Annotated in this window: 20 protein-coding genes; 11 read left to right on the top strand and 9 right to left on the bottom strand. The window is 73.0% G+C overall.

Features of this window, described 5'->3' with window-relative positions; all coding sequences use genetic code 11:
- Positions 1-87: 87 nt before the first annotated feature.
- The 3 genes from SM757_RS31010 to SM757_RS31000 form a co-directional block, all read right to left on the bottom strand.
- The gene (locus SM757_RS31010; RefSeq protein WP_322468295.1) at positions 88-1,131 is read right to left on the bottom strand and encodes a zinc-binding dehydrogenase; all 1,044 of its coding nucleotides are present in this window, start codon (positions 1,129-1,131) and stop codon (positions 88-90) included.
- A 77-nt stretch (positions 1,132-1,208) separates the two neighbouring features.
- On the bottom strand, positions 1,209-3,638 hold the full coding sequence (locus SM757_RS31005; protein WP_322468294.1) for an EAL domain-containing protein: 2,430 nt from the start codon (positions 3,636-3,638) through the stop codon (positions 1,209-1,211).
- Positions 3,635-4,510, bottom strand: coding sequence for a phosphate/phosphite/phosphonate ABC transporter substrate-binding protein (locus SM757_RS31000; RefSeq protein ID WP_169805853.1), 876 nt, complete (start codon positions 4,508-4,510; stop codon positions 3,635-3,637). The genes SM757_RS31005 and SM757_RS31000 overlap by 4 nt, the downstream gene beginning before the upstream one ends.
- 210 nt (positions 4,511-4,720) lie before the next feature.
- Between SM757_RS31000 and SM757_RS30995 the strand changes: the two genes are divergently transcribed.
- From SM757_RS30995 to SM757_RS30975, 5 genes are all read left to right on the top strand, one after another.
- Positions 4,721-5,299: a Spy/CpxP family protein refolding chaperone gene (locus SM757_RS30995; protein ID WP_169805854.1), complete on the top strand. Its 579-nt coding sequence runs from the start codon at positions 4,721-4,723 to the stop codon at positions 5,297-5,299.
- A 52-nt stretch (positions 5,300-5,351) separates the two neighbouring features.
- Positions 5,352-6,089: a winged helix-turn-helix domain-containing protein gene (locus SM757_RS30990; RefSeq protein ID WP_066332954.1), complete on the top strand. Its 738-nt coding sequence runs from the start codon at positions 5,352-5,354 to the stop codon at positions 6,087-6,089.
- 96 nt (positions 6,090-6,185) lie between these two features.
- Positions 6,186-7,502: a HAMP domain-containing sensor histidine kinase gene (locus SM757_RS30985; RefSeq protein WP_066332957.1), complete on the top strand. Its 1,317-nt coding sequence runs from the start codon at positions 6,186-6,188 to the stop codon at positions 7,500-7,502.
- A complete protein-coding gene (locus SM757_RS30980) occupies positions 7,496-7,918 on the top strand; it encodes a secondary thiamine-phosphate synthase enzyme YjbQ (protein WP_066332960.1) in 423 nt (140 codons plus the stop codon). Before SM757_RS30985 ends, SM757_RS30980 begins: the two co-directional genes overlap by 7 nt.
- A gap of 55 nt (positions 7,919-7,973) precedes the next feature.
- Positions 7,974-8,729 carry a ZIP family metal transporter gene (locus tag SM757_RS30975; protein ID WP_322468293.1) on the top strand — a complete coding sequence of 252 codons (756 nt, stop codon included), beginning with the start codon at positions 7,974-7,976 and terminating at the stop codon, positions 8,727-8,729.
- A gap of 88 nt (positions 8,730-8,817) precedes the next feature.
- Here the strand turns inward: SM757_RS30975 and SM757_RS30970 are convergent, their stop codons facing one another.
- Positions 8,818-10,833 (bottom strand): S9 family peptidase, encoded by a 2,016-nt coding sequence (locus tag SM757_RS30970; RefSeq protein WP_322468292.1) that lies wholly within the window; start codon positions 10,831-10,833, stop codon positions 8,818-8,820.
- 245 nt (positions 10,834-11,078) lie between these two features.
- On the opposite strand from SM757_RS30970, the gene SM757_RS30965 reads away from it, so the two are divergent.
- Both SM757_RS30965 and SM757_RS30960 read left to right on the top strand, forming a co-directional pair.
- Positions 11,079-11,618 (top strand): DUF2244 domain-containing protein, encoded by a 540-nt coding sequence (locus SM757_RS30965; RefSeq protein ID WP_066332965.1) that lies wholly within the window; start codon positions 11,079-11,081, stop codon positions 11,616-11,618.
- Positions 11,619-11,667: 49 nt separating this feature from the next.
- Complete coding sequence (locus tag SM757_RS30960) at positions 11,668-13,083, top strand: NAD(P)/FAD-dependent oxidoreductase (protein ID WP_322468291.1); 1,416 nt, start codon at positions 11,668-11,670, stop codon at positions 13,081-13,083.
- A gap of 78 nt (positions 13,084-13,161) precedes the next feature.
- Here SM757_RS30960 and SM757_RS30955 read toward each other — a convergent pair whose 3' ends face one another.
- Together SM757_RS30955 and SM757_RS30950 are read right to left on the bottom strand one after the other, a co-directional pair.
- Positions 13,162-14,673 carry an aminotransferase-like domain-containing protein gene (locus SM757_RS30955; protein WP_322468290.1) on the bottom strand — a complete coding sequence of 504 codons (1,512 nt, stop codon included), beginning with the start codon at positions 14,671-14,673 and terminating at the stop codon, positions 13,162-13,164.
- 20 nt (positions 14,674-14,693) lie between these two features.
- Complete coding sequence (locus tag SM757_RS30950) at positions 14,694-16,139, bottom strand: aminotransferase-like domain-containing protein (protein ID WP_322468289.1); 1,446 nt, start codon at positions 16,137-16,139, stop codon at positions 14,694-14,696.
- Positions 16,140-16,407: 268 nt separating this feature from the next.
- Here SM757_RS30950 and SM757_RS30945 point away from each other — a divergent pair, with 268 nt between their 5' ends.
- Positions 16,408-16,770, top strand: coding sequence for a DUF2917 domain-containing protein (locus SM757_RS30945; RefSeq protein ID WP_322468288.1), 363 nt, complete (start codon positions 16,408-16,410; stop codon positions 16,768-16,770).
- A gap of 182 nt (positions 16,771-16,952) precedes the next feature.
- On the opposite strand, the gene SM757_RS30940 is transcribed toward SM757_RS30945, so the two are convergent.
- The 3 genes from SM757_RS30940 to SM757_RS30930 all read right to left on the bottom strand — a co-directional run bounded on the left by SM757_RS30940 (position 16,953) and on the right by SM757_RS30930 (position 23,078).
- Positions 16,953-17,366: a hypothetical protein gene (locus SM757_RS30940; RefSeq protein ID WP_322468287.1), complete on the bottom strand. Its 414-nt coding sequence runs from the start codon at positions 17,364-17,366 to the stop codon at positions 16,953-16,955.
- 253 nt (positions 17,367-17,619) lie between these two features.
- Entirely contained in the window at positions 17,620-20,880 is a 3,261-nt protein-coding gene (locus tag SM757_RS30935; protein ID WP_322468286.1) for a bifunctional diguanylate cyclase/phosphodiesterase, read from the bottom strand.
- Between the two features lie 158 nt (positions 20,881-21,038).
- Positions 21,039-23,078, bottom strand: coding sequence for a diguanylate cyclase domain-containing protein (locus SM757_RS30930; protein WP_066332979.1), 2,040 nt, complete (start codon positions 23,076-23,078; stop codon positions 21,039-21,041).
- Positions 23,079-23,516: 438 nt separating this feature from the next.
- Here SM757_RS30930 and SM757_RS30925 point away from each other — a divergent pair, with 438 nt between their 5' ends.
- From SM757_RS30925 to SM757_RS30915, 3 genes are all read left to right on the top strand, one after another.
- Positions 23,517-23,963, top strand: a complete 447-nt coding sequence (locus tag SM757_RS30925) for a hypothetical protein (protein WP_066332982.1) — start codon at positions 23,517-23,519, stop codon at positions 23,961-23,963.
- A gap of 100 nt (positions 23,964-24,063) precedes the next feature.
- A complete protein-coding gene (locus SM757_RS30920) occupies positions 24,064-24,636 on the top strand; it encodes an NnrU family protein (protein ID WP_066332984.1) in 573 nt (190 codons plus the stop codon).
- Between the two features lie 9 nt (positions 24,637-24,645).
- The coding region (locus SM757_RS30915; protein WP_322468285.1) for a M1 family metallopeptidase at positions 24,646-26,353 on the top strand (1,708 nt) is incomplete at its 3' end.

The following is a 26,353-nucleotide window of genomic DNA, read 5'->3' as shown; positions in this document are numbered from 1 at the left end:
GCGCCTGGCGGCCGCCGCGGCGGCAACCCGACGGCGCGCGGGCCAGCGCCAGGGGGCCGGGCCGGCACCTCCACGCCGCCCACGCCTTCAATCCACCCGCACCGCCACCTTGCCGAACTGCGCGCCGGACGCCAGCCGGTCCAGCGCGGCGTGCACGTCGTCCAGCGCCCAGGTCGAATCGATCACCGGGCGGATGGCGCCGCCCGCGCAGGCCTGGAGCAGCGCGCCCATCTCGTGCAGGTCGCCCAGGGTGGAGCCCAGGATCTGCAACTGGCGGATGAAGATGCGGCGCAGGTCCGCCGGCGGCTGGTCGCCGCTGGTGGCGCCGCAGGTGACGATGCGCCCGCCGCGCACCACCGCGCGCAGGGCCGCACCCCACACGGCCGCGCCCACGTTCTCGATGACCACGTCCACGCCGCGCCCCGCGGTGAGTGCCAGCACGGCCTTGGCCACGTCCTCGCGCTCGCCGTTGACGGCGTGGTCCGCGCCCAGGGCCAGGGCCCGCTGCAGCTTGGCGTCGTCGCGCGAGGTGACGATGGCCCGCGCCCCCGCCCACTTGGCCAGTTGCAGCGCCGCCAGCGACACGCCGCCGCCCACGCCGAAGACCAGCACCGTCTCCCACGGCTGGAGCCGGGCCTTGGTGAAGAGCATGCGCCAGGCCGTGAGGTGGTTGACGCCCAGCGCCGCGGCCTCCTCGAAACCGAAGCCCTGCGGCATGGGAAACACGTTGCGCGCGGGCAGCGACACGTATTGCGCCAGCGTCCCGTCGCGGTGCTCGCCCAGGTAGGACACGCTGGGGCACAGCACGCCCTCGCCGCGGGCGCAGAACTCGCAGCGCCCGCAACTGATGCCCGGGTGCAGCAGCACCGCCTGGCCCACGCGCAGCAGCGGCTCGTCCTCGCCGACCTCCTCCACCGTGCCCGCGCCGTCGATCCCCATGATCTGCGGCAGCCGGTGCGTGATGCCCGCGCCGCTGTCGCGCATGTACAGGTCCACGCGGTTGAGCGTGGCCGCGCGCAGCCGCACCAGCACCTCGCCGGGGCCGCGCCGCGGGCGTGGGCGCGGGCCCACGCTCACCACCTCGTTGCCGCCATGGCCAGTAATGCACGCGGCCTTCATCGTGTCGTTCACGGGGACTCCTGCAGGATGGGGAGCCGCATGATGCGCCGCGGGACGGCGGCCGGTTGCGGGCCGGCTTCAGGCCCGCTTCAGGCCTGGGTCAGCGCCGGGCGCGGCGGCGGGGGCGGTGCGCCGCACTCGTCCAACTGCTGCGGGCGGCCGAAGTGGTAGCCCTGCACGTGGTCCACGCCCACGCTTTTCAGCAGGGCCAGGGTCTCGGGGTCCTCGACCATCTCGGCGATGGTCGTCTTGTTCAGGCCCTTGGCCACGTCCACGATGGCGCGGACGAAGACGAGGTCGTTGCGGTCGCGCGCGAGGTTGCGCACGAACAGGCCGTCGATCTTGAGCACGTCCGCGGGCAGGTGCTTCATGTAGGCGAAGGAGGCGAAGCCGCTGCCGAAGTCGTCCAGGCACACGCGGCAGCCCAGGCCGTGGAGCTGGGCGATGAGGTTTTGCGCGTCCTTGAGATCGCCCACGGCGGCGGTCTCGGTGAGCTCCACCAGCAGCCGCTGGGGCTCCACGCGGTGGCGGCGCAGCTCGTTTTCGATGTGGCGCGGCAGCCCCGGATCGTCGAAGGAGCGGCCGGAGATGTTGATGGCGATGGCCGGCACCGCCGCGCGCTGCGCCAGCGTGGCGATGGCGTTGCTGATCACCCAGCGGTCGATCTCGCGGATGAGGCCGCTGCGCTCGGCGTGCGGGATGAACTGCCCCGGGTTGATGAGCCGCTCGGGGTCGGCCTCGTCGCGCAGGCGCAGCAGCAGCTCGTAGTGCTGGAGCTGGCCGCTTTGCGTGTCGAACACGCCCTGGAAGACGGGAACCAGGAGCTGCTGGTCCAGCGCGCGGCGCAGCCGCTCGTTCCAGCCGATGCGGGCGAGCTTCTCGTCGGTGCCGTCGCGGTCGCGGTCGTAGAGCTGCCAGCCGTTCTTGCCGGCCTCCTTGGCCTGGTACATGGCCGCGTCGGCGCGGGCCACGAGCTCGTCGGGGTTGTCGCCGTGCTCGGGGAAGAGCGCGATGCCCAGGCTGGAGGTCAGCCGCAGGCTCTGGCCGCGGAAGGCCACGGGCAGCCGCGCAATGGCCTGCACGATGCGGTCGGAGAGCGCCTGCAGCATCTCCGGCCCCTCGGCCTCGCAGATCAGCGCGAACTCGTCACCGCCCAGGCGGACGAAGAACTCGCTGCGCCGCACCAGCGCGCTGACCTCGGTGGCCACCTGCACCAGCACCTTGTCGCCGGCCTGGTGGCCGTAGCGGTCGTTGATGAGCTTGAACTCGTCCAGGTCGAACAGCAGCAGCGCCACCTGCGTGCCCTGGCGCTGCGCGTTGGCCAGGCGGCGCTGCAGCTCGTGCTGGAAGGAGCGGCGGTTGTACAGGCCCGTGAGCGGGTCGCGCTCGGCCAGGTACACGAGCTGCTGCGCCGTGCGGCGCTCGGCGGTGACGTCGCTCAGGATCCACAGGCGGCCCATGGTGTGGCCCTCCTCGTCGCGCACCGGGTGGGCGATGCGGGTGAGCACCGTGCCGTCGGTGAGCTGCAGCTCCGCGCTCTGGCGCCCCTGGCCCTGGCCGCTGGCGAAGCAGTCGCGCGCCACGCCGCGCGCCGCGGCCAGCGCGGCCAGCACCTGCACGGCGTGGCCGTCGACCTCGGCGTCCACGTCGATGCCCAGCAGCCGGCACAGCGCGGGGTTGTGGTAGACGATGCGGTCCTGCTCGTCCACGAACAGGATGCCTATGGACATGGCCGACAGCAGCGCTGCCAGCCGCGCGTGCTCCGCGCGCGACTGCTCCAGGTAGCACTGCTGCAGCGCGTGCGCCTCCTGCAGCGCCTGCACGCGCTCGGCGATGGCGCCGGCCATGGTGTTGAACGCGCGCGTGAGCGTGCCCACCTCGTCGCGGCTGGCCACGCGCAGCCGCACGTCCAGCCCGCCCTCGGCAATGCGCTGCGCCGCGCCCGTGAGCTCCTTGAGCGGGCGCGTGAGCCAGCGCCCAACGGCCACCAGCAACCCCAGCGAGGCCAGGATGGCAGCCACGCTGATGGCCACGTTCTGCGCCATCAGGCGCTGCGCCGTGGCGTGCAGCTCCTGCAGCGCGATGCCGAAATGCAGCCGCCCATAGGTCTGTCCGGCCAACTCGATGGGCATGTCCACGTCGAAGTGGCCGTCGGCCAGGTCCAGGCGCAGCTCGGTGTCGGCTGTGGGCAGCCGCTGGTGCATGTCCCAGCCCTCGCTGGCGATGGGCTTGCCCTCGTCGTCCAGCAGCACGAGGTAGGCGATGGCCTGGGCGCTGCGGCTCTCGCGCAGGATTTCCTGCAGCGTGACGATGTCCTCCTGCGCCAGCGGCGCGGCCAGCGCGGCGTTGAGCAGCGGCTTGGACTGCTCCACCCGCAGCGCCGCCTGCGCGCGCAGCGTGCTGTCCATGAGCCGCGCGCCGCCGGCCACCAGCAGGCCCAGCACCACGACTTCCACCAGCACGCACGCGAGGATGATGCGTGCCGACAGCGAGCCCAGCAGCCGCCTGAGCCTGCTCAACGGGTGCTCTCCAACTGCGCCTTGAGGTCCGCCACCAGCGGGTCCAGGCTGGCCATGTCGCGCGCGGACAGCGGCGCCAGGCCGCCATGGCCCAGCTCGGCCACGAACTTCTGCCCGGCCGGCGTGGCGTTGGCGAACTCCATCATGGTGCGGCGCAGCGCCTCCACCTCCGCCGGCGCCAGCACCGGGCTGGCCATGTACATCAGCGGCGTGGTGGTGCTCAGCACCGTGATCACGCGCAACTGCTCGGCCGCCGCGGCCGGGATCTGGCGCAGCGTGGTGGACGAGGAGATGGCGGCCATGGCGTCGCCGCGCTGCACGGCCGCCAGCGAGTTGGCGTGGCTGTTGGTGGTGCGCACCGTGACGTCGCGCCCGGGCACCAGGCCGCGCTCCTTGAGCGCGCGCTGCCCGGCCAGCGTGAGCGTGGCCAGGGCGTCGGTGGTGGCGATGGTCTGCCCGCGCAGCGAGGCCACGTCCTGCACCGGGCTGTCCTTGAGCGTGACCAGCAGCACTTCCAGCGAGTTCTGCGCGCGCAGCAGCGGCACGTAGCCCGTCTCCACCTGCGCCAGGCGGCCGAAGGCGGGCGAGGTGGCCACCACGTCGTACTCGCGCTTGGCGGTCTTGTCGAGGTAGGTCAGGTAGTCCGGCGCGCTCACCAGCCGCACCGGGCGCTGCAGCGTGCGCTCCAGGTGCTCCTGCAGCGGCCGGTAGAGCTGCACGATGGCACGCGCGCTCAAGTAGGGCACCACGGCCAGCGTCAGCGGACGCTCGCCGGCCGCCTGCGCGCCGCCGGCCAAGGCCAGCAGCAGGCTCGTGAACAACTTCAGAAAGGCGCGCATCGGTCCCAGGGCCGCGAAGAGGAATGACAACAAGACCCCATCACGGTGATGGACGGCCCGCCCCACATTGTGGCTGCGGGAAGGCCCCACCAGGCCACCGCCACAAGTTACGCCGTGATACATAGCACGACGCCATTGGGCACGAAGCGGGGGGCGAAGCCCTTCACGCTTCTTTACCCGGGCCACACGGCTGCGCAACGCACGGACCTCAATCTTCAGGCTCCTACTGCGTGGAGCCTTGAAATGAACAAGCAAGCAAGCGTGACTTATTCCACTGCCCCAGCGTCCGCGATGCGGCGCACCGCCTGGCGTGCCGGCGCCGCTGCGCTGGTGCTGGCCCTGGCGGGCGCGGCCGGCGGCATGGCGCAGGCGCAACCCGCGCCGCCGCCGCCCGCGGCCTCCGCGCCCGGGCCGATGGGCGGTCCCATGGGCGGCCCGATGCACGAAGGCCACCGCCATGGCGGCCCGGGCATGGGCGGCCGCCACATGGAGCGGCTGCTGGAGCGCGTGAACGCCACGCCGGAGCAGCGCGGCAAGATCCGCGGCATCTTCGATGCCGCCGCGGCCGACATGCGCACCCAGCGCGACACGCGGCGCCAGTTGCACGAGCAGGGCCTGACGCTGCTGGCCCAGCCCACCATAGACACGGCCGCCGTGGAGCAGCTGCGCCAGCAGATGCTGGCCCAGCACGACCTGGCCTCCCAGCGCTGGAGCAAGGCCATGGTCGATGCGGCCAACGTGCTCACGCCGCAGCAGCGCACGCAACTGGCCGCGCTCATGCGCGAGCACGCAGCACGCGGTCCTGGTGGCCAGCATCGCTGAGGGGGCTATGCTTTCGTGCTCTTCAATACAGAGCCCAAGTAGTGCCCCTGACATGCCCCGACTGCTGCTGATCGACGACGACGCCCGCCTGAGCGCCATGGTGGCTGATTACCTGCGCAACGCAGGCTTCGCCGTTGAGCTGGCCGCCACGCTCAACGACGGGCGCCGGCGCCTGCTCATAGAAAACTTCGACGCGCTGGTGCTGGACCTGATGCTGCCCGACGGCGACGGGCTGGACCTCACGCGCGAGCTGCGCGCCGATGCGCGCACGCGGCGGCTGCCGCTGCTCATGCTCACCGCGCGTGGCGAGCCGCTGGACCGCATCGTGGGCCTGGAGCTGGGCGCCGACGACTACCTGAGCAAGCCCTTCGAGCCGCGCGAGCTGCTGGCGCGCATCAAGGCGCTGCTGCGCCGCGCCTTGCCCGGCGAGCCCGCACAGGAGGTCATGCGCTTCGGCCGGCTGGAGATCGACCTGGGCGCACGCAAGGCCCGGCTGGACGCGCGCGAGGTGGACCTCACCGCGCACCAGTTCGAGCTGCTGCGCGTGCTGGCCCAGCATGCCGGGCGCGTCATGACGCGCGACCAGATCATGGACACGCTCAAGGGCCACGCCCAGGAGGCGTTCGACCGCTCCATCGACGTGCACGTCTCGCGCATCCGCGCCCTCATCGAGGACGATCCGCGCAACCCCCGCCGCGTGCTCACCGTGCGCGGCGTGGGCTACCTCTTCGCCCGCCGTCCGGACGAGCCGGGGCAGGAAGCACGCGAGGGCGTGGACGGGCAGGCGTGAGCCGCCGCGCGCCCCTGCCGCACCGCTGCCCCGCCCTTCCGTAACCCTTGAAGAGAGCGGGCCGCCCAAGGGGCGGGCCCCTCGGACACCTGCGCCATGAAATCCCTCTACCTGCGCGTCTGGCTCACCGTCGTGGCGGTGCTGGCCCTCTTCGCGCTCGGGTCAGGCTGGCTGTTCCAGCACCAGATGGAGCGCGAGCGCGGCCGCCTCGATGCCGCCGCCGGCGAACGGCTCAGCGCCTGGGGCGACCTGCTGCAGCACGCCCTGCCGCCGCCGCAGGCCGCGGCGCGGGAGCAGGCCGTGGCGCTGCTGGAGTGGTCGGAGCGGCTGCGCGTGCCGCTGGCGCTGGACGACGCGGCCGGCCAGCGCCTGGTCCAATCCGAGGCCTTCGAGCGCCTGAGCCGCGAGCCGGGCGCGCGCGTGACGCCCATCAAGCTCGACGACGGCCGCACCCTGTGGACGGCGCGCCCCCCGCGCGGCGGCCCCGGCGGCCACCACGGCCCGCCCCTGCCGCCGCCGCCGCCCTGGCTGCGCGGCACGGGGCTGCTGGCCGTGCTGCTGCTGCTGTTCATGGCCGTGGCCGCCGGCGCCTACCCCGTGGTGCGGCGCCTGACGCGGCGGCTGGAGGCGCTGCGCGACGGCGTGGAGCGCTTCGGCGCGGGCGCCCTGCACCACCGCGTGGAGGACGGCGGGCGCGACGAGGTCGCCGCCGTGGCGCGCAGCTTCAACAAGGCCGCCGAGCGCGTGGAGACGCTGTTGCGCTCGCACCAGTCGCTGCTGGCCAACGCCAGCCACGAGCTGCGCTCGCCGCTGGCGCGGCTGAAGATGGCCGTCTCCCTCATGGAGACCGCGCCTGAGCACCAGCAGGACGGCCTGCGTGCCGAGATCCATGCCGACATCGCGGAGCTCGACGCCTTGGTGGAAGAGGTGCTGCTGGCCAGCCGCCTGGACGCCCGCCCCGACATGGACCTGCATCCCGTGGACCTGCTGGCACTGGCCGCCGAGGAGGCCGCCCGCGTCGGCGCCGAGCTGCAAGCGCCGCTGCACGACGACAACGGCGCCGGCGCCGCCTTCACCGTGCAGGGCGACGAGCGGCTGCTGCGCCGCGCCCTGCGCAACCTGCTGGAGAACGCGCGCCGCTACGGCGGCGACGAGGTGGCGCTGACGCTGCAGCGCGAGGCCGGCGAGCTGCGCGCGGCCGTGTGCGACCGCGGCCCCGGCGTGCCCGCGGACATGCGCGAGCGCATCTTCGAGCCCTTCTTCCGCCTGCCCGGCCACGCCGAGCAGCAAGGCGGCGTGGGCCTGGGGCTGAGCCTGGTGCGCCAGATCGCGCAACGCCACGGCGGCAGCGTGCGCTGCGAGCCGCGCGAGGGGGGCGGCAGCCGCTTCGTGCTGCAATTGCCCGCATGCTGAACCAGGCCACCACCACCCTTGCCTTCGACACCCCGGGCCGCACGCTGCTGGAGATCACGCAACCCGTGCGCGACTGGGTGCAGGCGCAAGGTTTCCACGAGGGGCTGCTGACCCTCTTCATCCGCCACACCTCGGCCAGCCTGCTGATCCAGGAGAACGCCGATCCCGAGGTGCAGCGCGACCTGGAGCGCTTCTTCGCCCGCCTGGTGCCTGACGGCGACCCGCTCTTTCGCCACCGCGACGAGGGCCCGGACGACATGCCCGCCCACGTGCGCGGCGCGCTCACGGCCACGCAGCTCGCCATCCCGCTGATGGCCGGCCGGCTCGCCTTGGGCACCTGGCAGGGGATTTACCTGTGGGAGCACAGGCGCCGCGGGCACAGGCGCGAGGTGGCGGTGCATCTGGTTGGGCGTTGAGGGGGCACTCCCCTTGCCCCTTGGGCCCCATCGCCACACTCCCGGGAGTCCCGCCATGCCCCAGTGGTTGCAAGCCGGCCTGTGGGGCCTGCTGGCCGGTGCCGCGCTGCTGCTGGGCGCCTGGGTGGGGTTTCGCATGCGCATTCCCGCGCGGCTGGTGGCGGCGGTCATGGCCTTCGGCTCCGGCGTGCTCATCTCCGCGCTGTCCTTCGAGCTCATGGACGAAGCGTTCAAGAGCGGCGGCATGGACTCCACGGCGCTGGGCTTCGTCGGCGGCGCGGCCGTCTACACCGGCGCCAACTGGCTGCTCGCGCACCGCGGCGCGCGCCACCGCAAGCGCTCCGGCGGCCAGCAGCCCAGCGAGCAGGAGAACGCCGGCAGCGGCCTGTCCATCGCGCTGGGCGCGCTGCTGGACGGCATCCCCGAATCCATCGTCATCGGCCTGAGCCTGCTCAAGGGCGGCGCGGTCAGCACCGTGGCCGTGGCGGCCATCTTCCTCTCCAACCTGCCGGAGGGCCTGTCCAGCGCCGCGGGCATGAAGAAGGCGGGCCGGGGCGCGGGCTACGTGTACGGCGTGTGGGGCAGCATCGCGCTGGCGTCGGGGCTGGCGGCCGTCGCCGGCTTCGTGCTCTTCGACGGCAGCTCGGCCGAGACGGTGGCGGCCACCACGGCCGTGGCCGCCGGCGCCATCCTGGCCATGCTGGTGGACACCATGATCCCCGAGGCCTTCGAGCAGGCCCACGACTTCGCCGGCCTCATCACCGTGGCCGGCTTCCTGGCCGCCTTCGCGCTGAGCAAGCTCGGCGGCTGAAGGGGCCCTGGCCTGCGCCTGGCCTCTGCAGCATCGGCCCCTTCCGCGAAGCCGGACCTGGACGACGCCCCGCCCCGCCTACAACCCCTCAGGGCCCGTCGCTGCGCGGCCTGCCGTCCCGGCCACGGCCGCCCTCGCCGGCTGGCGGCAGCGGCTGCTCCACCCAGTGCGTGACCCAATCGACGATGCGGCGCACGCCGTCGAGGCGGTGCGAGGGCTGGCCCTCCTTGAGCACGTGGTGGTCGCCGCCCGGGTACATGACCAGCTCGCACGGTGCCTCGGTGGCGCACATCAGGCTCACGAACAGCTCCTCGGACTGGCACTTTGGACAGCGCTCGTCCTCCTTGCCCTGCAGGATGAGCGTGGGCGTGCGCGCCTTGTCCACGTGCGTCATGGGCGACAGGCGGCGGCTGGTGTGGCGGTCTATGCGCGGCGTGCCGCACAGGTCGTAAGGGTCGCTGTAGTAGCCGCTGTCGCTGGTGCCGTAGTGCGTCTCCAGGTTCGTGACCGGCGCGCACACCACGGCGGCGCGAAAGGCGTCGCTCTGGCCTATGGCCCAGGCGGCCATGTAGCCGCCGTAGGAGCTGCCGGTGATGGCCACGCGCTCGTCCACCCGGCCCTCGCGGCGCAGCGTCTCGATGATGGCCAGGTGCTGCGCCAGGTCGCGCTCGCCCCAGTGCCCGCGCAAGCGCCCGGCGAAATCGCGGCCGTAGCTGGCGGAGCCCACGGTGTTGGGCACCACCATCAGCCAGCCGCGCGCGCACAGCGTGGGCCAGAAGGCGTGGTTCTGGAAGCTCAGGTCGGCATAGCTGGCCGGGCCGCCGTGCACGTCCAGCAGCATGGGTGATGGACCCTTGGCGCCGCGCGCGCTGATGAGCCAGGCATCCACCTCCTCGGTGCCGCCTTCGCCGTCGGGCACCTCGAAGCGGCGCATGCAGGCGGCCAGCGGCTCGCGCTCGCCCCACCAGGCGTTGAGCTCGCTCAGGCAGCGCTCTTGGCCGCCGTCCAGGCCGGCCGCGTACAGCTCCAGCGGGCGGTCGCCGCTCTCGGCGAAGAAGGCGATGCGCGAAGAGCCCACGGCCACGCCGCCCACCTGCCGCTCGCCGTCCAGCAGCGTGCGGCGCTGGCCGTCCGGCACGCCAATGCGCTCCAGGCGCTGGCGCCCGCGGTGGGCCACGAGCACGAGCAGCGCGCGGCTGTCGGCGCTCCAGTGCAAGGGAGCGCCCGGGACGGCCTCCACGTCCTCGCCGCCCAAGCGATGCGTGCACCCGCTGCCGGCCTCGGCCAGCCAGAGCTGCATCTGCGCGTCGCCGTCGTCGCAGTTGCCGCTGAAGGCGATCCAGCGCCCGTCTGGCGACCAGCACGGCAAGCCCGTGTTGGGCTGCTCGTGGGTGAGGCGGCGGGCGTTGGCGCCGTCGGCGTCCATGACCCACAAGTCCGTGCGGTGCGCCAGGCGCTGCTCGCGCGTGCGGCTGAAGACGACGCGCCCGCCGTCCGGCGACCAGGCCGCGGCGCGCACGTCGAAGGCGCCGGAGGTCAGCCGGCGGTCCTCGCCGCTGTCCACGTCCAGGGTGAACAGGTGGAGTTGCTGCACCAGCAGGTAGCCCACGCCGTCCATCTTGTAGGGCAGCCGCCAGGCGACTTCCGGGGCCTGCGGGTCGCGCGGCCCGTCCAGTTCGCCGCCGGGCCCGCCGCGGCGTTGCGGGTCCACGTGGACGACGCTGGTGAGCAGCAGCGTCCGGCCGTCAGGGCTCCATTCGAAGGACGAGACGCCGCCCTTGAAAAAGCTCACCTGGCGCGCCTCGCCGCCGTCCGGGCGGATGAGAAAGATCTGGTTGAGCCCCGCGCGGTCGGAGATGAAGGCGATCTGCCGGCCATCCGGCGACCAGCGCGGCTGCTGGTCCTTGAACGTGCCGGCGGTGAGCTGGCGCGGCGCGCCGCGGCCGTCCAGCGGGTACAGCCACAGGGTGCTGCGGTAGTCGTCGGCCTCGCGGTCCACGCGCTTGACGGCGCACACGGCCACGTCCAGCGCGGCCACGGCGTGGAGCTCGTCCACGCGCTGTTCCAGGCAGAGGTCGTCGACCTCGAAGGTCTTGTTCGACATGGCGTCTCTTGCGGTGGGGCCGGCGATCCGGCCTTGCGATGTCCGGGTTGCGGCAAGCCCAAGGCCCGGGCCGGCCCGGGATGAGCACCGGACGCTCCAGGGCCACCGGGTATCCAGTGCAACCGTCCGCCGCCCGCGGCGTATCGCGCTTGCGCCTGGACACACCCACTGCCCGCAGGGGAGGCGGCGGCGCTGCAAAGTGCCGGTAGGCAGGCGGCCGCCCACGCGCCGCCTCCCAGCAGTCCATGTCCGACGCGCCGCCGCCCCCCTCGACCTCCCCCGCCTTGCCCGTGCGCGAGGCGCTGGCCCACGGCGAGGCCATGCGCTGGCAGCTGCGGCGCAACTGCCGGCTCACGCCGCGCCAGTTGGGCGGCTGCTTCATGGCGGTGTGCCTTTTTCACCTGTTGCTGGCGCTGGCCTTCTGGGCCCTGGGCTTTCCGGTGGTGAGCCTGTTTGCCGGGCTGGAGGTGGCCGTGCTGGCGGCCGCGCTGCTGGTGCACGCGCGCCACGCCGGTGACCGCGAAATCATCACCCTGGCGGCCGACCGGCTGAGCGTGGAGCGCCACGTCGGCGCCCGCGTGGAACGCCTGGAGCTGCCCGCGGCCTGGGTGCGCGTGCACGCGGACGGCGCCGGCCCAAGCGCGCTTGTGCGCCTGACGGCGGGCCGGCTCAGCGTGAGCGTGGGCCGCCACCTGTTGCCCGCGCACCGGCCGCTCATGGCCCGCGCGCTGCGCCAAGCGCTGGCGCAGGCCAAGCGGCCGCCGCCGGGGACGCCGGGGCTTTGAGCCCGTCCCCGGCCCGTGCCGCGGCATAAGGGTTGCCCCTTAGTCCGGCATGAACGGACCACACCTGCACGCGGGCGGCCGGCGGCCGTCCGCCAAGAATTCACCCAGTGCCGGCCACCGCCCGGCGCTGTTTTCCACTTGGGCGCTGCGCGAGCGCGGCGGGGCGCACCGCATCGTCATCGTGGGCGGCGGCGCGGGCGGGCTGGAGCTGGCGGTGCACTTGGGCGAGGCGCTGCGCAAGCGCCAGCACCGCGGCACGCCGGCCGAGGTACTGCTGGTGGATGCGTCGCTCACCCACGTCTGGAAGCCCTGGCTGCACGAGCTGGCCGCGGGCACGCTGGACGGGCACGACGCCGGGGTGGAATTCCTGCAGCAGGCGCGGCGGCACAACTTCCGCTTCCACCTGGGCACGCTGGAGTCGCTGGACCGGCAACAGCACGAGCTGTGGCTGGAGCCGCTGGTGGGCGAGGACGGACAGGAGATCGCCCCGCGCCGCGCCGTGGCCTACGACACCCTGGTCATCGCCGTGGGTAGCATCGTCAACGACTTCCACACCCCAGGTGTAGCCGAGCACGCGCTGGCCCTGAACAGCGCGGCGGATGCGCAGCGCTTTCACCGCCGGCTGCTGGCCGAGTGCGCGCGGGCGGAAACGAAGTCCGACGGGCCGGTGCAGATCGCCATCGTGGGCGGCGGCGCCACGGGCGTGGAGCTGGCGGCGGAGCTGATGGAGTCGGTGCGCGACATCGCGGGCCTGGGCACGGAGCTGAGCCAGGAGCCGCAGCCGGTGCAGATGCGGCTGATCGAATCCGGAGCGCGCCTGGTGGGCGCCTTGAGCGAGGACATCAGCCGCGAGGTGCAGGCCGATCTGCACCGCCGCGGCGTGGAGGTGCTCACCGGCCGGCGCGTGACGGAGGTGGCCGCCGGCCACGTGGTGCTGGACGGGCACGAGGTGCTGCCCGCCGCGCTCACCGTGTGGGCCGCCGGCATCCAGGGCCCGCGCGTGCTGGAGAAGCTGGGCGGGCTGGAGCTGAGCAAACAGCGCCAGTTGCTGGTGCGCGACACGCTGCAGACCACGCGGGACGCGGACGTCTTCGCCATGGGCGACTGCGCGAGCTGCGTGACCGAACCCGGCGCCGGCCCCGTGCCGCCGCGCGCGCAGGCCGCGCAGCAGGAGGCGCGCTACCTGGCCGGCGCGCTGCTGCGGCGGCTGGAAGATCAACCGGTGGCGGGTTTCCGCTTTCACGACCGCGGCTCGCTGGTGGCGCTGGGCAGCCATGACGCCGTAGGCCGCATCCTGGGCCGCGCCGGGCGCGGGCTGCGGCTGCAGGGCCTGATGGCGCGCTGGGCCTACTGGAGCGTGCACCACGCCCACATGGTCCGGCTGCAAGGCGCGCTGCGCACGGCGGTGGACCAGTTGGGGAGCTGGCTCAATGGGCGGTCGCAGCCGCGGGTGAAGCTGCATTGAGGGGCGGGTCGAGGGGAGTTGAGGGCGCGATGGCGTGCTTGCGCCAGCCCTGCGGCAGGCCATCGCACCCGGCCACCGTCAACCCGCCGGTTCACCCTCGCGCATCAAGGCCTGCGCCAGCTCGCCTACCCGCCGCAGTGCCCGCCGCTGGGCCTCGTCCCAGCGGCCGCCCAAGCCCAGCCGGATGCAGTGCCCGTAGCGCCCGGTGGTGCTGAAGATCGAACCCGGCGCGATGCAGATGCGCTCGCGCAGGCAGGCTTCGTACAGCGCCATGGCGTCGCTGCCCGCGGGCAGCTCCACCCACAGGATGAAGCCGCCCGGCGGGTCGGTCACGCGCGTGCCCTTGGGAAAGCTCTCGGCGACCAGCTCCCGCGCGTCCGCCACGCGCGCCGCCACGGTCGAGCGCAGGTGGCGAAAGCCGCTCTCCAGCCCGGGCTGCATCAGCAGGTCCGCCAGCGCCAGCTCCATCAGCTCGGTGTAGCTGCCGGAGTGCACGGCCTTCAGGTGCCGCACCTCGGCCGACCAGCGGCCTGCGTCCGTCCAGCCCACGCGCAGGCCGGGCGCCAGCGTCTTGGAGTAGGAGCCGCACAGCATCACGTGGCCCGTGGGGTCGAAGCTGCGCACGGCGCGGCGCTGCTCATCGTGCTCGCACAGCGGGTTGTAGAGCACGTCCTCGATCAGCGCCACGCCGCGCTGCGCCACGAGCTGCGCCAGCCGCCGCCGCTCGGCCAGCGGCATGCTGGAGCCCAGCGGGTTGGACAGCGTGGGCACGGCGATGACGGCCTTCACCGGCTGCGTGTCCAGCGCCAGCGACAGCGCGTCCACCGACAGCCCGTGGCGCGGATGCGTCGGGATCTCCAGCGCGCGCAGGTGCATGCTCTCCAGCAGCTCCAGGAAGCCGAACGAGGTGGGCGACTCCAGCGCCACCACGTCGCCGGGCTGCGTGACGGCGCGCAGGCACAGGCTGATGGCCGCCTGGCAGCCGGTGGTGGAGACGATGCGCTCCGGGTCCAACTGGCAGCCCAGCGCCAGCGCCTGGCGCGCCACGGCGCGGCGGAACTCGGCGGCGCCGTGGCCCGTCGGGTAGCGGCACAGCGAGGCGCGATGCCGCTGCGCCGCGCGGCTGACGGCGCGGCGCACGCGCTCCTCGGGGAACAGGTCGGCGCTTGGGCACACCGCCCCGAAGGACACCACGCCCGGCTCGTGCGCCATGCCCATCACCCGCGCCGACAGCGAGCTCACCGCCACCGGCTGGGCCTGCGGCGCCAGCGCGGTGGTCTCCGGCTCGGCGGCACGCCGGCCGGGGCGGCCGGCGACGAAATAGCCCGACCGCGGGCGGGCCTCGATCAGCCGCGCGTCTTCCAGCGTGCGGTAGGCCTGCACCACGGTGGCCATGGACACGCCCTGCTGGCGCGCCAGCTCCCGCACCGAGGCCAGCCGCTCGCCGCGCGCCAGGGTGCCGGCGCGAATCGACCCTTCGAGCTGCTGCGCGATGCGCAGGTAAAGCGTCTCCTGCGCCCGGTCCTGCCCGGCGCCCTGCCTGCTTTCCTGCCTGGTGTCCCGCCGCTCGTCTTGCGCAATGGCTTCCATGCCTGTGGGCCCTTCCCCGTTCAACTGGCGGCGGCCGGCAGCACCCGGTGCGCCAGCTCGCCGATGCGGCGCAGCGCCTGGCGCTGCGTGTCGTCCCAGCGCCCGCCCACGCCCAAGCGCAGGCAGTGGCCGTAGCGTCCCGTGGTGCTGAACATGGGCCCGGGCGCGATGCAGATGCGCTCGGCTTGGCAGGCCTCGAACAGCGCCATGGCGTCGCTGCCCGCGGGCAGCTCCACCCACAGGATGAAGCCGCCGGGCGGGTCGGTCACGCGCGTGCCCTTGGGGAAGCTCTCGCCGATCAACCCGCGCGCCTCGTCCACCCGCGCGGCGAAGAGCGTGCGCAACTGGCGGAAGGCGCTTTCCGTGCCGGGCTGGGTGAGCAGGTCGGCCATGGCGGCTTCCAGGAACTCGGTGTGGCTGCCGGACTGCACGGCGCGCAACTGCTGCACGCGCTGCGACCAGCGGCCCGCGTCGGCAAAGCCCAGGCGCAGGCCCGGGCCGACGGTCTTGGAGAAGGAGCCGCAGACCATCACGTGGCCCGTGGGATCGAAGCTGCGCACGGCGCGGCGCTGCTCGTCGTGCTCGCACAGCGGGTTGTAGAGCACGTCCTCGACCAGCGGCACGCCGCGCTGTGCCACGAGCTGCGCCAGCCGCCGCCGCTCGGCCAGCGACATGCTGGCGCCCAGCGGGTTGGACAGCGTGGGCACCACCAGCACGGCCTTGATGGGCTGCGTGTCCAGCGCCAGCGTGAGCGCGTCCACCGACAGGCCCTGGCGCGGGTGGGTGGGAATCTCCAGCGCGCGCAGCTCCAGGCTTTGCAGCAGCTCCAGCAGGCCGAAGTAAGTGGGCGACTCCAGCGCGACGATGTCGCCGGGCTGCGTGACGGCGCGCAGGCACAGCGTCATGGCCTCCATGCAGCCGTTGGTGATGACGATGTCGTTCTGGTCGAGCTGGCAACCCATGGTCAGCGCCTGGCGCGCGATGGCACGGCGCAGCTCGGCCGAGCTGGTGCGCAGCGGGTAGCGGCACAGCGTGGCGCGGTTGCGCTGCAGCGCGCGGGTGAGCGCGCGGCGTATGCGCTCCTGCGGAAACAAATCTTCGCTGGGCGCGGCGGCGCCGAAGGAGATGTACGAGGGGTCCACCGCCGCGGCCAGCACGCGCTGGCCCAGCGTGCACACCGCCACCGCCTTGGATTGCGGCGGCAGCGGCGTGGTGTCGGGCTCGGCCAGCCGCCGCGCCGCGGAGCGGCCGGCCACGAAGTAGCCCGAGCGCGGGCGGGCCTCGATGAGCCGCGCATCCTCCAGCGTGCGGTAGGCCTGCACCACGGTGGCCATGGACACGCCCTGCTGGCGCGCCAGCTCCCGCACCGAGGCGATGCGCTCGCCCCGCGCCAGCGTGCCGGCCCTGATGGAGCCGGCCAATTGGTCGGCAATGCGCAGATAGAGAGTGTCTTGGTGGCGTTCCATGCCGGAATTCTGTATCGGTCGCTGCTGCACAGACCCATACAGATACAGCCGCACACGACCGGTACAGCCGGCCGCGGCGGGCGGCTGTCATGGCTGTATTGGCCGGCGTCTGCATCTGTTCAGGTCCAGGCCCGGCGCCGACATTGGCTGCACGGCAGACGAAGTTTCAAAAGCAACCAAGGCCCCCGGCGCGAAGCCGAGCGGCGGCGGGGCGAAGGGAGCTTCCCGGCCGTGCCCAAGTAGCAACACACATCACAAGAGGTCCGCCATGAACCTGAGCACGCATTCGCACCAAGCCGCTTTCGACCTGCAACCCGGCACCGCGCTGGGTTTGAGTCACGCCGCTGGCCGCGAGCTGGTCGTGTTCAGCGGCCGGGTGTGGCTGACCATGGGCGGCAACCAGGAGGACTTCTTCCTCGCTGCCGGCGACCGCATGCGCATTGGGGCAGACGCCGTCATCCAGTGCGACAGCCCGGGCGCGGCACGCCTGCAACTGGCCGCCGGGGGGCCGTCGCCGCTGCGCTTGGCCGGGCAGTTGATCGCCGCCCTGGCGCGTCGGCTGCCGCGGCTGCCGGCCCTGCTGCCGGCGCCGCTGGACCGCAAGGCGGCGGACGAGGGGCATACCGCTTGAGATTGAATTGAGCCGGGTATTTACTCCTGCAACGTTTGCAACCCTGGACGGCAGCAATACGTCCCCACGGTGGTAGCAACAAGACAGCAATAAGGCTGCAATAAGGCCTAAATACCCGGCACCCCGGTTTTCAGCTTCTCAGGATTCCATGGGCAGGGTCGCGGCACGCCGGCCCGGCCGGGTCACAAATACCCCTGGCAACTCCACTGCTCGTCGCCCAATTGGGCGTAGCAGTTGATTTTTCCTATGCGGGGCAAGGAGGGCGCATAGGTGAAGCTCAATTGCCGGCTCTTGGCATCCAGGCTCAATTCCGGCTGGGTGGGCAGCCGGTTGAGGTAAGCGGGCGTCAGCTCGTCCAGCGAATCCGGCAGGCTGCTGTGATCCCGCTCGTACAGGGCCAGGGCCTGCAGCACCGGCGTGGCGCGCTTTTGGTATTTGAGCCCCATTTCATCATGGCCCGGCGTGCCGCCACTGCAGGCGCAAAGCCCGCTCACAGCCACGACGGAAATTACCCGGTGAAGCATCACGACCTCCCTGCGGCCGCATTCAGTCATGGGCCATTGAATGTTTTTCTTTGTGCCATGGTCTGCGGCCATGTTCGATCACCGGCCTATGTTTACCCTTGCCGGCAACGCCCAGACATGCGCGGCGACATACTATTTATCAATTTCCCATGCACCCGTGAAAAATTAACGCTTTGGGTCAGAAAACTCCGCTGAAGCACCTCAACTTTCATGGGCGGATGTCGCTGGGGCCTGCAAGAGGAGCCACAACGCGGTTTCTGCGCCGGTGCGCCGGCACTTGAACCGGCAACGAAAAGGGTGAAGGCTGCGGGCGGGGCCGGCGGCTTCAGGCTGCGTCGCTGCGCGTGAGCAACTGCAAGATGGGCCGCACCTCGCCGCGGGTGACGGGCGGGGTGGGCGGCAGGAGCTGGCCGATCCAGGCCTCCAGGTCCGGCACGGACAGCGGGCGCGCGTAGTGGTAGCCCTGGAACTCGTCGCACTCGGCGCCGCGCAGCACCTCGGCCGTGGCCTCGTCCTCCACGCCCTCGGCCGTGACCTGCAACCCCATGGTGTGCCCCAGGCCCACGATGGCGCGCACCACCGCCAGCTCGCCCAGGTCGCGCGCGAGCGCAGCCACCAGCGTGCGGTCCACCTTGAGCCGGTCCACCGGGAAGCGGTTCAGGTGCGGCACGCTGGAGTAGCCGGTGCCGAAGTCGTCAATGGACAGGCCCACGCCCAACTGCTTGAGCGCCACGAACTGCGCCAGCATGAATTCGACGTCCTCCATCACCGCCGCCTCGGTGAACTCCAGCTCCAGTTGCGCCGCGGCCACGCCGTGGCGCTGCAGCGCCGAGCGCAGCGTCTCCAGCAGCGCCGGATCGCGCAACTGCACCGGCGAGAGGTTCACCGCCACGTGCAGGTGCGGCATCTCGCGCGCGCGCCACTGCGCGAGCTGGCGGCAGACCTGGTCCAGCACCCACGCGCCTATGGGCACGATCTGCTTGGACGCCTCGGCCACGGGCACGAACTCCATGGCCGAAACCTCGCCCAGGCGCGCGCTGTTCCAGCGCAGCAGCGCCTCCACGCCCACCAGCGCACCGTCGCGCGCGGCCACGCGCGGCTGGTACAGCAGCGAGAACTCGCCGCGCTCCAGCCCAAGCTTCAACTGCGACTCCAGCATCACGCGCCGGTGCGCGCGCTCGTGCACCTCGGCCGTGAACAGGCTGGCCGCGTCGCCGCCCTTGCCGCTGGCCTGGGCCACGGCCGCGTCGGCGCGGCGCATGGCCTCCTCGGCCTCCACGCCAACCAGGCACGGCGCCACGCCCACGCTGCAGGTGATCTCCATCGACACGCCGTTGACGGCGTAGGCGCGGCGCAGTTGCGGCAGGAAGCGCTGGTCCACCAGGCGCAGCGCTTCCTCGCCGTCCTGCAGCCCGCCCAACGCCACGGCGAATTCGTCGCCGCCCAGGCGGCAGGCCACGTCGCCGGCGCGCAGCGTCTCGACCAGGCGCTGCGCCACGGCGCGCAGCAGCGCGTCGCCGCCGGCGCGGCCCAGCGAATCGTTGATCTGGCGGAAGCGGTCCACCCCGATGCACAGCACCGCCACCTGGGACTCGCCCAGCCGCGCGCGCTGCACCATCGCGCGCAAGCGCTCCAGGAACAGCACGCGGTTGGGCAGCCCGGTGAGCGCGTCGTGGTGCGCCAGGTAGCGGATGCGCTGCTCCTGCGCCTGGCGCTCGCTCACGTCCACGGCGCTGAACAGCGTGAAGCGCCGCGGCCCCTCGGCGGAGGCCACGTCGCTGATGACGCTGGCCACCACCCACACCGGCACGGAGCGGCCGTCGGAGCGGCGCAACTGCATCTCGCCCTGCCAGCGGCCCTGCCCCTCCACGCTGCGCCAGAAGCGCTCCACGAACTCGCCTTCCGTGTCCTCGGCCAGCAGCCGCTCCAGCCCGCGGCCCACCACCGCGTCGGTGCGGCAGGCGGTCAGCCGGCTCAGCGCGCCGTTGAGCGAGACGAGCTGGCGCTGCTGGTCGAAGATGGCCAGCGCCTCGGTGGCCGCCTCGTACACCTGCGCCCACATCGACAGGCCCTGCTCGGCCGCCCTGAGCCGCTCCACGGGGGTGAAGACGGTCAGCACCGCGTCGCGCCCGTTGTAGACCAGCCGCCGCTGCGACACCACGCCGCTCAGGGCCTGCGCGCCCATCTGCCAGCGCACCTCGAAGCCGTCGACCTGGCCGCGCTCGCCCAAGTGGCGCGCCAGCTGCGCGCGGGTGTCGGCGTCCAGCCCCAGGCTCCAGGGATCCTGCCGGCGCCGGCCCGTGAGCTCCAGCCCGGCGGCGTTGGCGTGCAGCACCTCGTGCGCGGGCAGCGAGGTCACCACCAGCGGCAGCGGCGTGACGTCGCCCAAGCCCGTCTGCGACTGCAGCGTCTCCAGCGCGGCCTGCAGCTCGTCGCGCTCGGCGCGCTTGCGCGTGAGCCGCGACAGCGTCTGGTTGAAGGCCTGCGCCACCTGGCCGAACTCGTCCTGCGCGTCCCACTCCAGGCGGCGCGTGGTGTCGCCGCTGCGGCGCAGCGCGCGCGCCACCTCGGCAAAGGCCTCCAGCGGGCGCGTGATCTGGCGCGCCACCCGCAGCGACAGCACCAGCAGCACCAGCAGCACCGCGCCGCCGCCGCCAAGCTCCAGGACCAGCTTGCGCTTGCGCTGCTGCACGCGCTGCTCCAGCTGCGCCGCCAGCGGCGCCGACAGCCGCGTGGCGTGCTGCTCGACCTGCGTGAGCAGCGCGCGAAAGGCCACGTCCAGCGGCTGCAGCGCGGCCTCGGTGGGGTTGGTGTTGCCCTGCGCCAGCGTGCGCCCGCTGCGACCGAAGTCCTCGATGGCCCCCAGCATCTGCGTCTGCCAGGCCAGCGCCGCGGCCAACTGCTCGTCGTTGGTGTTGCGCGCGTGCTGGCCGTCGAGCTCCAGCAGCCGTGCCTGCGCCACGAGCTGGCCTTCGAGCATGTAGAACTCGCTGCGCCAGTCCTCCACCGCCTCCACCCCCGGCGTGCCGTGCGGCACCGCCGCGGCCAGCAGCAGCGCTTGCATGCGCTGCGCCAGCACCATGAGCTCCGGCAGCCGCGACACCACGATGGGCAGCGCGTGGCGCCCCTGGTCCAGCGCGGGGCTGGCGCCCAGCCGCGCATCCCAGGCCACGCGCTCCACCACCGTCTCGCCCTGGCGCAGCACCTCCACGCGCAGCGCGGCCAGCGCGGCACGCCCGGGCAGCCCGGCCATCTGCTGCGCCGGGTCCTGGCTCAGCCGCTCCAGCGCCTGCGAAAAGCGCCCGCCCGCGGTCTCGGCGCAGGACGGCGCCTGCAGCATCAGCGCCGTGGAGCGGCGCGAGGCGCCCGTGGCCTCCGGCGCCACCGAGCCGATGAGCACGCGCTGCACCTCGCCCAGGCAGGCCAGCCCGGCCAGCTCCTGCTTGGCCCCGTCGGCGATGCGCAAACGATCGCGCACGAGCATGCCGCCCAGCCCCGCGGTCAGCACCAGCGGCAGCAGGCTCAGGACGAGCAGCTTGGGACCAACTCGCAATCGGCCGAAAAGAGGGGGAATGACGCGCGGCATGTCAAGCACTTCACGGACCGCCGACGACTCGTGCGTCCATGCGGCGCCGTCCGCGAAACCATGGACCCGCCACAGTCATCAGCAGCCAGTGGACCTCGCAATGCTGCGGCACAGCACGCCTGCAGGCGGCATGAAGTCCACACTGACTGTGATCTACGTCACAACGTATCCAGAAGCTTGGTGCTGAAACCTGCGTCGCCGTCCTGCGGCCAGGCCGCCACGCGGTTGCGCCCGCCCTGCTTGGCGGCGTAGAGGGCGCGGTCGGCCCCGTCCACCAGCGCGGCCTCGCCCGGGTCCTGCGGCTGGCCTTGGCCCTCGGCTTCGCCCCCGGCCCCGCTCTGGCCGGCCTTGCCTGGCCCGCTTGCCTGCGGCAGCGGCGGCAGCAGGGTGTGCAGGCCCACGCTGACCGTGACGCGCCGCAGCTCGCCGTGGGGGTGCTCTATGGCGAGCTGCCACACCGCGCGCCGCGCCAGCTCGGCCACCACCTGCGCGCCCTGGGCGTCGGTGTGCGGCAGCAGCATGGCGAACTCCTCGCCGCCCCAGCGCGCCACCAAGTCGCCCGGGCGGCGCGAGACGCTGCGCAGCGCCATGGCCACGCGGCACAGGCAGGCGTCGCCCGCGGGGTGGCCAAGGCTGTCGTTGAACTGCTTGAAGCGGTCCACGTCCATCATCAGCAGGCTCAGCGGCTCGCGCCGGCGCCGCGCGTCCAGCCAGGCCTCGCGCAACGCCTGGTCGAAGCGGCGCCGGTTGGCCAGACCGGTGAGCGGATCGAACGCGGCCAGCCGCGCCAGCTCCTCGTTGCTCAGCGCAAGCTGCTCGTGGGCCGTCTCCAGCTCCACTTGCGTGCGCCGCAGCTCCGTGATGTCGGTGCGTATGGCGATGTACTGGTAGGGCTTGCCGCGCTCGTTGAGGAAGGGAACGATGGTCGTGTCCACCCAGTAGGTGCTGCCGTCCTTGGCGCGGTTCTCGATCTGGCCCTGCCAGACGCCGCCGCGCGCGATGGTGCGCCACATCTCCCGGAAGAAGCTCGGCGGGTGGCGCTCGGAGCGCACGATGCTGTGCGGCGCGCCTATGAGCTCCTCGCGGCTGTACTTGGAGAGGGCGCAAAAGCGATCGTTGACGCCGACGATCACGCCGCGCACGTCGGTGATGGCCACCACGGCGTGCTCGTCCATGGCGCGGCCCAGTTCCGCCAGGCGCCGGTGCGAGCGCTGCAGCTCGCGCGCCAGGGCCTGCTCGCGCCGCAGCGCGCGCTGCATGCGCACGCTGGCGCCCACCAGCAGCGCCACCACCGCGGCCACGGCCAGCGCGTCCAGCACCGCCAGGCGCCCCCACGCCGCCAGCACGTGCGAGCGCGCCTGGCCCACCACGACCAGCAGCGCAAAGCGCTGCGAGTGCACGAAGCTGTACTCGCGCAGCACGCCGTCCAGCGGCGACGCGGCGGTGAAGCTGCCCGCGTCGGCCAGCGCGTAGTGCTCGCGGTAGAGCGCCGAACCCTGCAGCTCCGCGCCCAGCGCGCTTTCGCTGTAGGGGCGGCGCACGAGCACGGTGGCGTCGCGGGTGTTGAGCGCCAGCAGCCCGTCCGGCCCAAGGTCGAAGCGCTCCAGGTACTGCTGCAGGTAGCGCACCGACAGTGCCCCGACCACCACGCCGGCGAAGCTGCCGTCGGCGTGCACCAGGCGGCGCGACAGCGGCACCACCCACTCGCCGTGGGGCTCCACGCGGTAGGGCTTGCCCACCAGGAGGTCGTCGCGCGTGCTGGCGCGGTGCGCGGCGAAGAAGGGGCGCCCGGCCGCCGAGGCCTCGTAGCGCGGCACGGCGTAGGAGCTCAAGCGCAGCGCGCCGCGGGCGTCGTAGACGTAGATGTCGTGCAGCGCGGGCTGCCCGCTCAAGTGGCGCAGGATCTCGTCGCGCAGCGCCTGCGTGGCGCCGCCGCCGTCCTCGTAGGGCGCCAGCACCGTGCGCGCCACCAGGGCCATGAAGCTGTCGGACTCGCGCACCACGGCCTCGGCATGGTCCAGCACCGAGGCCGCGAGGTTGGCGTTGGACTGCCGCGCCTGCGCCAGCGCGGCCCCCCGCGCCTGCCACAGAAACAGCGCCGCTGCGGCCACCAGTGCCGCGCAGGCCAGCAGCAGCACCAGGCCCACGTGGCGGCGCACGCCGCCCACTGCCGCGTCCGCGTCGGCGTGAATCGGCACTGAATCGGAATGTTCTGGCGTCATGACGGGAAAACGTGCCGCAGCCGCTGCACGGGGCGTGGCGGCGCAGGCCAAGGCGCCGGGCGCCGAAAGCTTCGCGGCCGCACGCATGCAAGCCCGGCGCTTCGGCAGCGGCGGGTCCGAGTTGAGGCGGCAGCCTCGAAAAAACCGCGCATTGTCGTGCGTCTGTCATGAGGAGCTTCCCCCAAGCTGATTTCCCGGGATGCACCCCGGGATGCGGGAAGGCGGTTTGCCTGTGCACCCGCAAGCCCCGCCGCACCGCCTGCGGACGACGCCGCCCCGCCAGCCCCCAGCCCGCCGCCGCCTCCAGCCGCCCACAGCGCGACAGCGGCGCAGGCCCCCGGGCCAGGCAGGACGCCACCGTCCGGGGCGGCCGCGGCACCCCGCACCGTCCGCCAAGCTTCCAAGGAACCTGCCATGCCCACGCCGCGCGCCCGCTACCGGCCTCCCAGCCCCTCCTTCTTCAGCGCCTTCAGCCCAACGCGGCTGCGGCTGGACGAGGCGGCGGAACTGGAGTCGCTGGCCGACTTGCTGCAGCACTTCTGGATGCAGCTCAACCGCGCGCGCATCCAGTTCCTGTGCCAGACGCTGTCGGCCGAGGCGCTGCAGGCGCTGTGGAGCGAGCGCATCCGCGAGATCCAGGCGCTGCTGCAGCGCGTGGGCGTGCTCACGCGCGACCATGCCGTGGACGGCCTGGAGCGCGTGCGCGTGGCCGTGCAGGACTGGGAGGAACAGGTGGCCCGCTTCGAGCAGGGGCCATTCAAGATGGCCGACTACTGCATCCTGCAAAACCGCCTGGAGACGCTGGCGCGCGCCATGGACCTGTGCGTGCGCATGTGGCAGTTGCAGCAGCGCCGCAACTGAGGCTGCGGCGGCGCGCGCCGCACGGCGCCGCTGAGGTTGCGGGCGCACCGGCTGCCGGCGCCTATGATGCGGCGCCCCACTGCCGCGAAAGACTGTCGCCATGACGCTGCTGCTGCTCGGCCTGCTGCTGTTCCTGGGAACGCATTCGCTGTCCATGCTGGCGCCCGACTGGCGCCGCCGCTGGATCGCGCGCCATGGCGAGAAGCCGTGGAAGGGCCTTTACTCGCTGCTGTCGCTGGCCGGCTTGATCCTGCTGGCCGTGGGCTACGGGTGGGCGCGACAGTCGCCCGTGGTGCTGTGGACGCCGCCGCTGTGGACGCGCCACCTGGCGCTGCTGCTGATGCTGCCGGTGTTCCCGCTGCTGCTGGCGGCCTACCTGCCCGGGCGCATCCGCAGCGCCGTGAAGCACCCCATGCTGGCGGCCGTGAAGCTGTGGGCGCTGGCGCACCTGCTGGCCAACGGCACGCTGGCCGACGTGCTGCTCTTCGGCGGCTTCCTGGCTTGGGCGGTGGCCGACCGCATCTCCGTCAAACGCCACCCGCGCCCGCCGGTGCCCGCAGCGCCGCCGCGGCCGGCCAACGACCTCGTGGCGATCCTGGGCGGGCTGGCGTTGTACGCGCTGTTCCTCGCGGGCGCGCACGCCTGGCTCATTGGCGTGTCGCCGCTGGGCTGAAGCACCCGCATGACGCACTTCCGTTCACGCCCCGTCCGCACGCCGGCGGCCTCCCTGGCGGCCTCCCTGGCGGCTTGCGGCGCCCTGGCAGGTGCGCTGCCGCCGGCCGCCGCCCCGTCCCACCACATCACGCTGCGGCTGGAACCCGCCGAGGGCCGCCTGGAGGGCGTGGACCACATGGCGCTGCCGCCGGGCCGGCGCGGCCCGCTGGCGCTGCAGCTCATGCAGGGGCTGCAAGTGCAATCGGTGAGCGCCGCGGGCCGCGCGCTGCCCTTCACGCGCGAGGGCGACGCGCTGCGCTTGGCGCCGCCGGCAGGCGCCCCGTCGCTGGAAGTGCGCTGGTCCGGCCGCCTGGCGGGCCAGGCGCCGCCGCGCGTGGCCGCCGAGGGCACGTGGCTGCCGGGCGAGGCCGCCTGGTATCCGCGCTTGGGCGAGGCCGACCGGGTGCGGGTGGACGTGCTCACCCCGCCCGGCCAGCAGGCCGCGCTCACCGGCGCGCTGCGGGAGGTGGACAGCACCCCAGCCGGCACACGCACGGTGTTCGAGGCCTACGCCGGCGAGCCGCCCACGCTGCTGGCCGGCCCCTGGCAGTGCGAGGGCCGCACGCACCGCGGGCTGCGGCTGCGCGCGTGCTTTCATGCCGAGGTGGCCCAACTCGCCGGTGCCTACCTGGACGACGCCGCGCGCCACCTCGACCGCTACGCTGCGCAACTGGGCCCCTATGCCTACGCCGGCTTCGACATGCTCTCCGGCCCCGACCCGGTGGGCCTGGGCTATCCGGGGCTGACCTACGTGTCGCGCGCCATCCTGCCCCTGCCCTTCATGCGCGCGCGCTCGCTGCCGCACGAGGTGCTGCACGGCTGGTGGGGCAACGGCGTGCGGGTGCGCCCGGGCAGCGGCAATTGGGCCGAGGCGCTCACCACCTACCAGAGCGACTACGCCTTGTCCGGCGCCGAGGCGCAGGAGCGCATGCGCCGCGAGTGGCTGCAGGACTTCGCGGCGCTCGCCCCCGCGGCGGACATGCCGCTGTCGGCCTTCGTCACCAAGACGCATGCGCGCGACCAGGTCGTGGGCTACGGCAAGGGCGCCTTCGTCTTTCACATGCTGGAGCGCCAGTTGGGCCAGGCCGCCTTCGACGCCGGCCTGAAGCGGTTTTACGCGGCGCACCGCTTGGGCGACGCGGGCTGGCGCGAGCTGCAGTCGGCCTTTGAATCGGCCGGCGGCCAGCGCCTGGATGGCTTTTTCCCGCAGTGGCTGCAGCGCGCGAGCGCGCCGGCGCTGGCGCTGCAGGGCGTGGACTGGCGCGAGGACGGCGTGACGCTGCGGCTGGCGCAAACGCAGCAGGGCGCTCCCTACGCGCTGCGCGTGCCCGTGGAAATCACGACCGGGGACGGCGCACGCGAGACGCACTTGCTGGCGCTGGAAGGTGCACGCACGCGCGCGGACATCGCCACCCGCGCGCGGCCCGTGGCGCTGCAGGTGGACGCGCACGCGGACGTGTTCCGGCGCCTGGCGGCCGGCGAGCGCGCCGCCACGCTGCGCGACGTGCTGCTGCTGGAGTCGGCGCGCACGGTGCTGGTGAACGCCGAGGGCGATGCCGGCGCGGCCGCGCTGGCGCTGGCCGGGCAACTCGTGGCACAGGCGGGCGAGCCGGTGGCCGCCGGCGCGTGGGAGCGCACGCAGCCGGCGCTGGCGGTGGGCGTGGGCACGCCGGCCG

This window comes from Azohydromonas lata (genome assembly GCF_034427735.1).
Taxonomy (GTDB): Bacteria; Pseudomonadota; Gammaproteobacteria; order Burkholderiales; family Burkholderiaceae_C; genus Azohydromonas; species Azohydromonas lata.
This window is presented reverse-complemented; position numbering and strand designations above follow the sequence as displayed.

Coding starts and splice junctions, on each gene's coding strand:
- SM757_RS30965 (WP_066332965.1), top strand. CDS start 11,079: ATGTCCGACGCGCCGCCGCCCCCCTCGACCTCCCCCGCCTTGCCCGTG.
- SM757_RS30970 (WP_322468292.1), bottom strand. CDS start 10,833: ATGTCGAACAAGACCTTCGAGGTCGACGACCTCTGCCTGGAACAGCGC.
- SM757_RS30920 (WP_066332984.1), top strand. CDS start 24,064: ATGACGCTGCTGCTGCTCGGCCTGCTGCTGTTCCTGGGAACGCATTCG.
- SM757_RS30940 (WP_322468287.1), bottom strand. CDS start 17,366: ATGGCCGCAGACCATGGCACAAAGAAAAACATTCAATGGCCCATGACT.
- SM757_RS30950 (WP_322468289.1), bottom strand. CDS start 16,139: ATGGAACGCCACCAAGACACTCTCTATCTGCGCATTGCCGACCAATTG.
- SM757_RS30975 (WP_322468293.1), top strand. CDS start 7,974: ATGCCCCAGTGGTTGCAAGCCGGCCTGTGGGGCCTGCTGGCCGGTGCC.
- SM757_RS30945 (WP_322468288.1), top strand. CDS start 16,408: ATGAACCTGAGCACGCATTCGCACCAAGCCGCTTTCGACCTGCAACCC.
- SM757_RS30960 (WP_322468291.1), top strand. CDS start 11,668: ATGAACGGACCACACCTGCACGCGGGCGGCCGGCGGCCGTCCGCCAAG.
- SM757_RS30955 (WP_322468290.1), bottom strand. CDS start 14,673: ATGGAAGCCATTGCGCAAGACGAGCGGCGGGACACCAGGCAGGAAAGC.
- SM757_RS30980 (WP_066332960.1), top strand. CDS start 7,496: ATGCTGAACCAGGCCACCACCACCCTTGCCTTCGACACCCCGGGCCGC.
- SM757_RS30990 (WP_066332954.1), top strand. CDS start 5,352: ATGCCCCGACTGCTGCTGATCGACGACGACGCCCGCCTGAGCGCCATG.
- SM757_RS30985 (WP_066332957.1), top strand. CDS start 6,186: ATGAAATCCCTCTACCTGCGCGTCTGGCTCACCGTCGTGGCGGTGCTG.
- SM757_RS30935 (WP_322468286.1), bottom strand. CDS start 20,880: ATGCCGCGCGTCATTCCCCCTCTTTTCGGCCGATTGCGAGTTGGTCCC.
- SM757_RS30925 (WP_066332982.1), top strand. CDS start 23,517: ATGCCCACGCCGCGCGCCCGCTACCGGCCTCCCAGCCCCTCCTTCTTC.
- SM757_RS30995 (WP_169805854.1), top strand. CDS start 4,721: ATGAACAAGCAAGCAAGCGTGACTTATTCCACTGCCCCAGCGTCCGCG.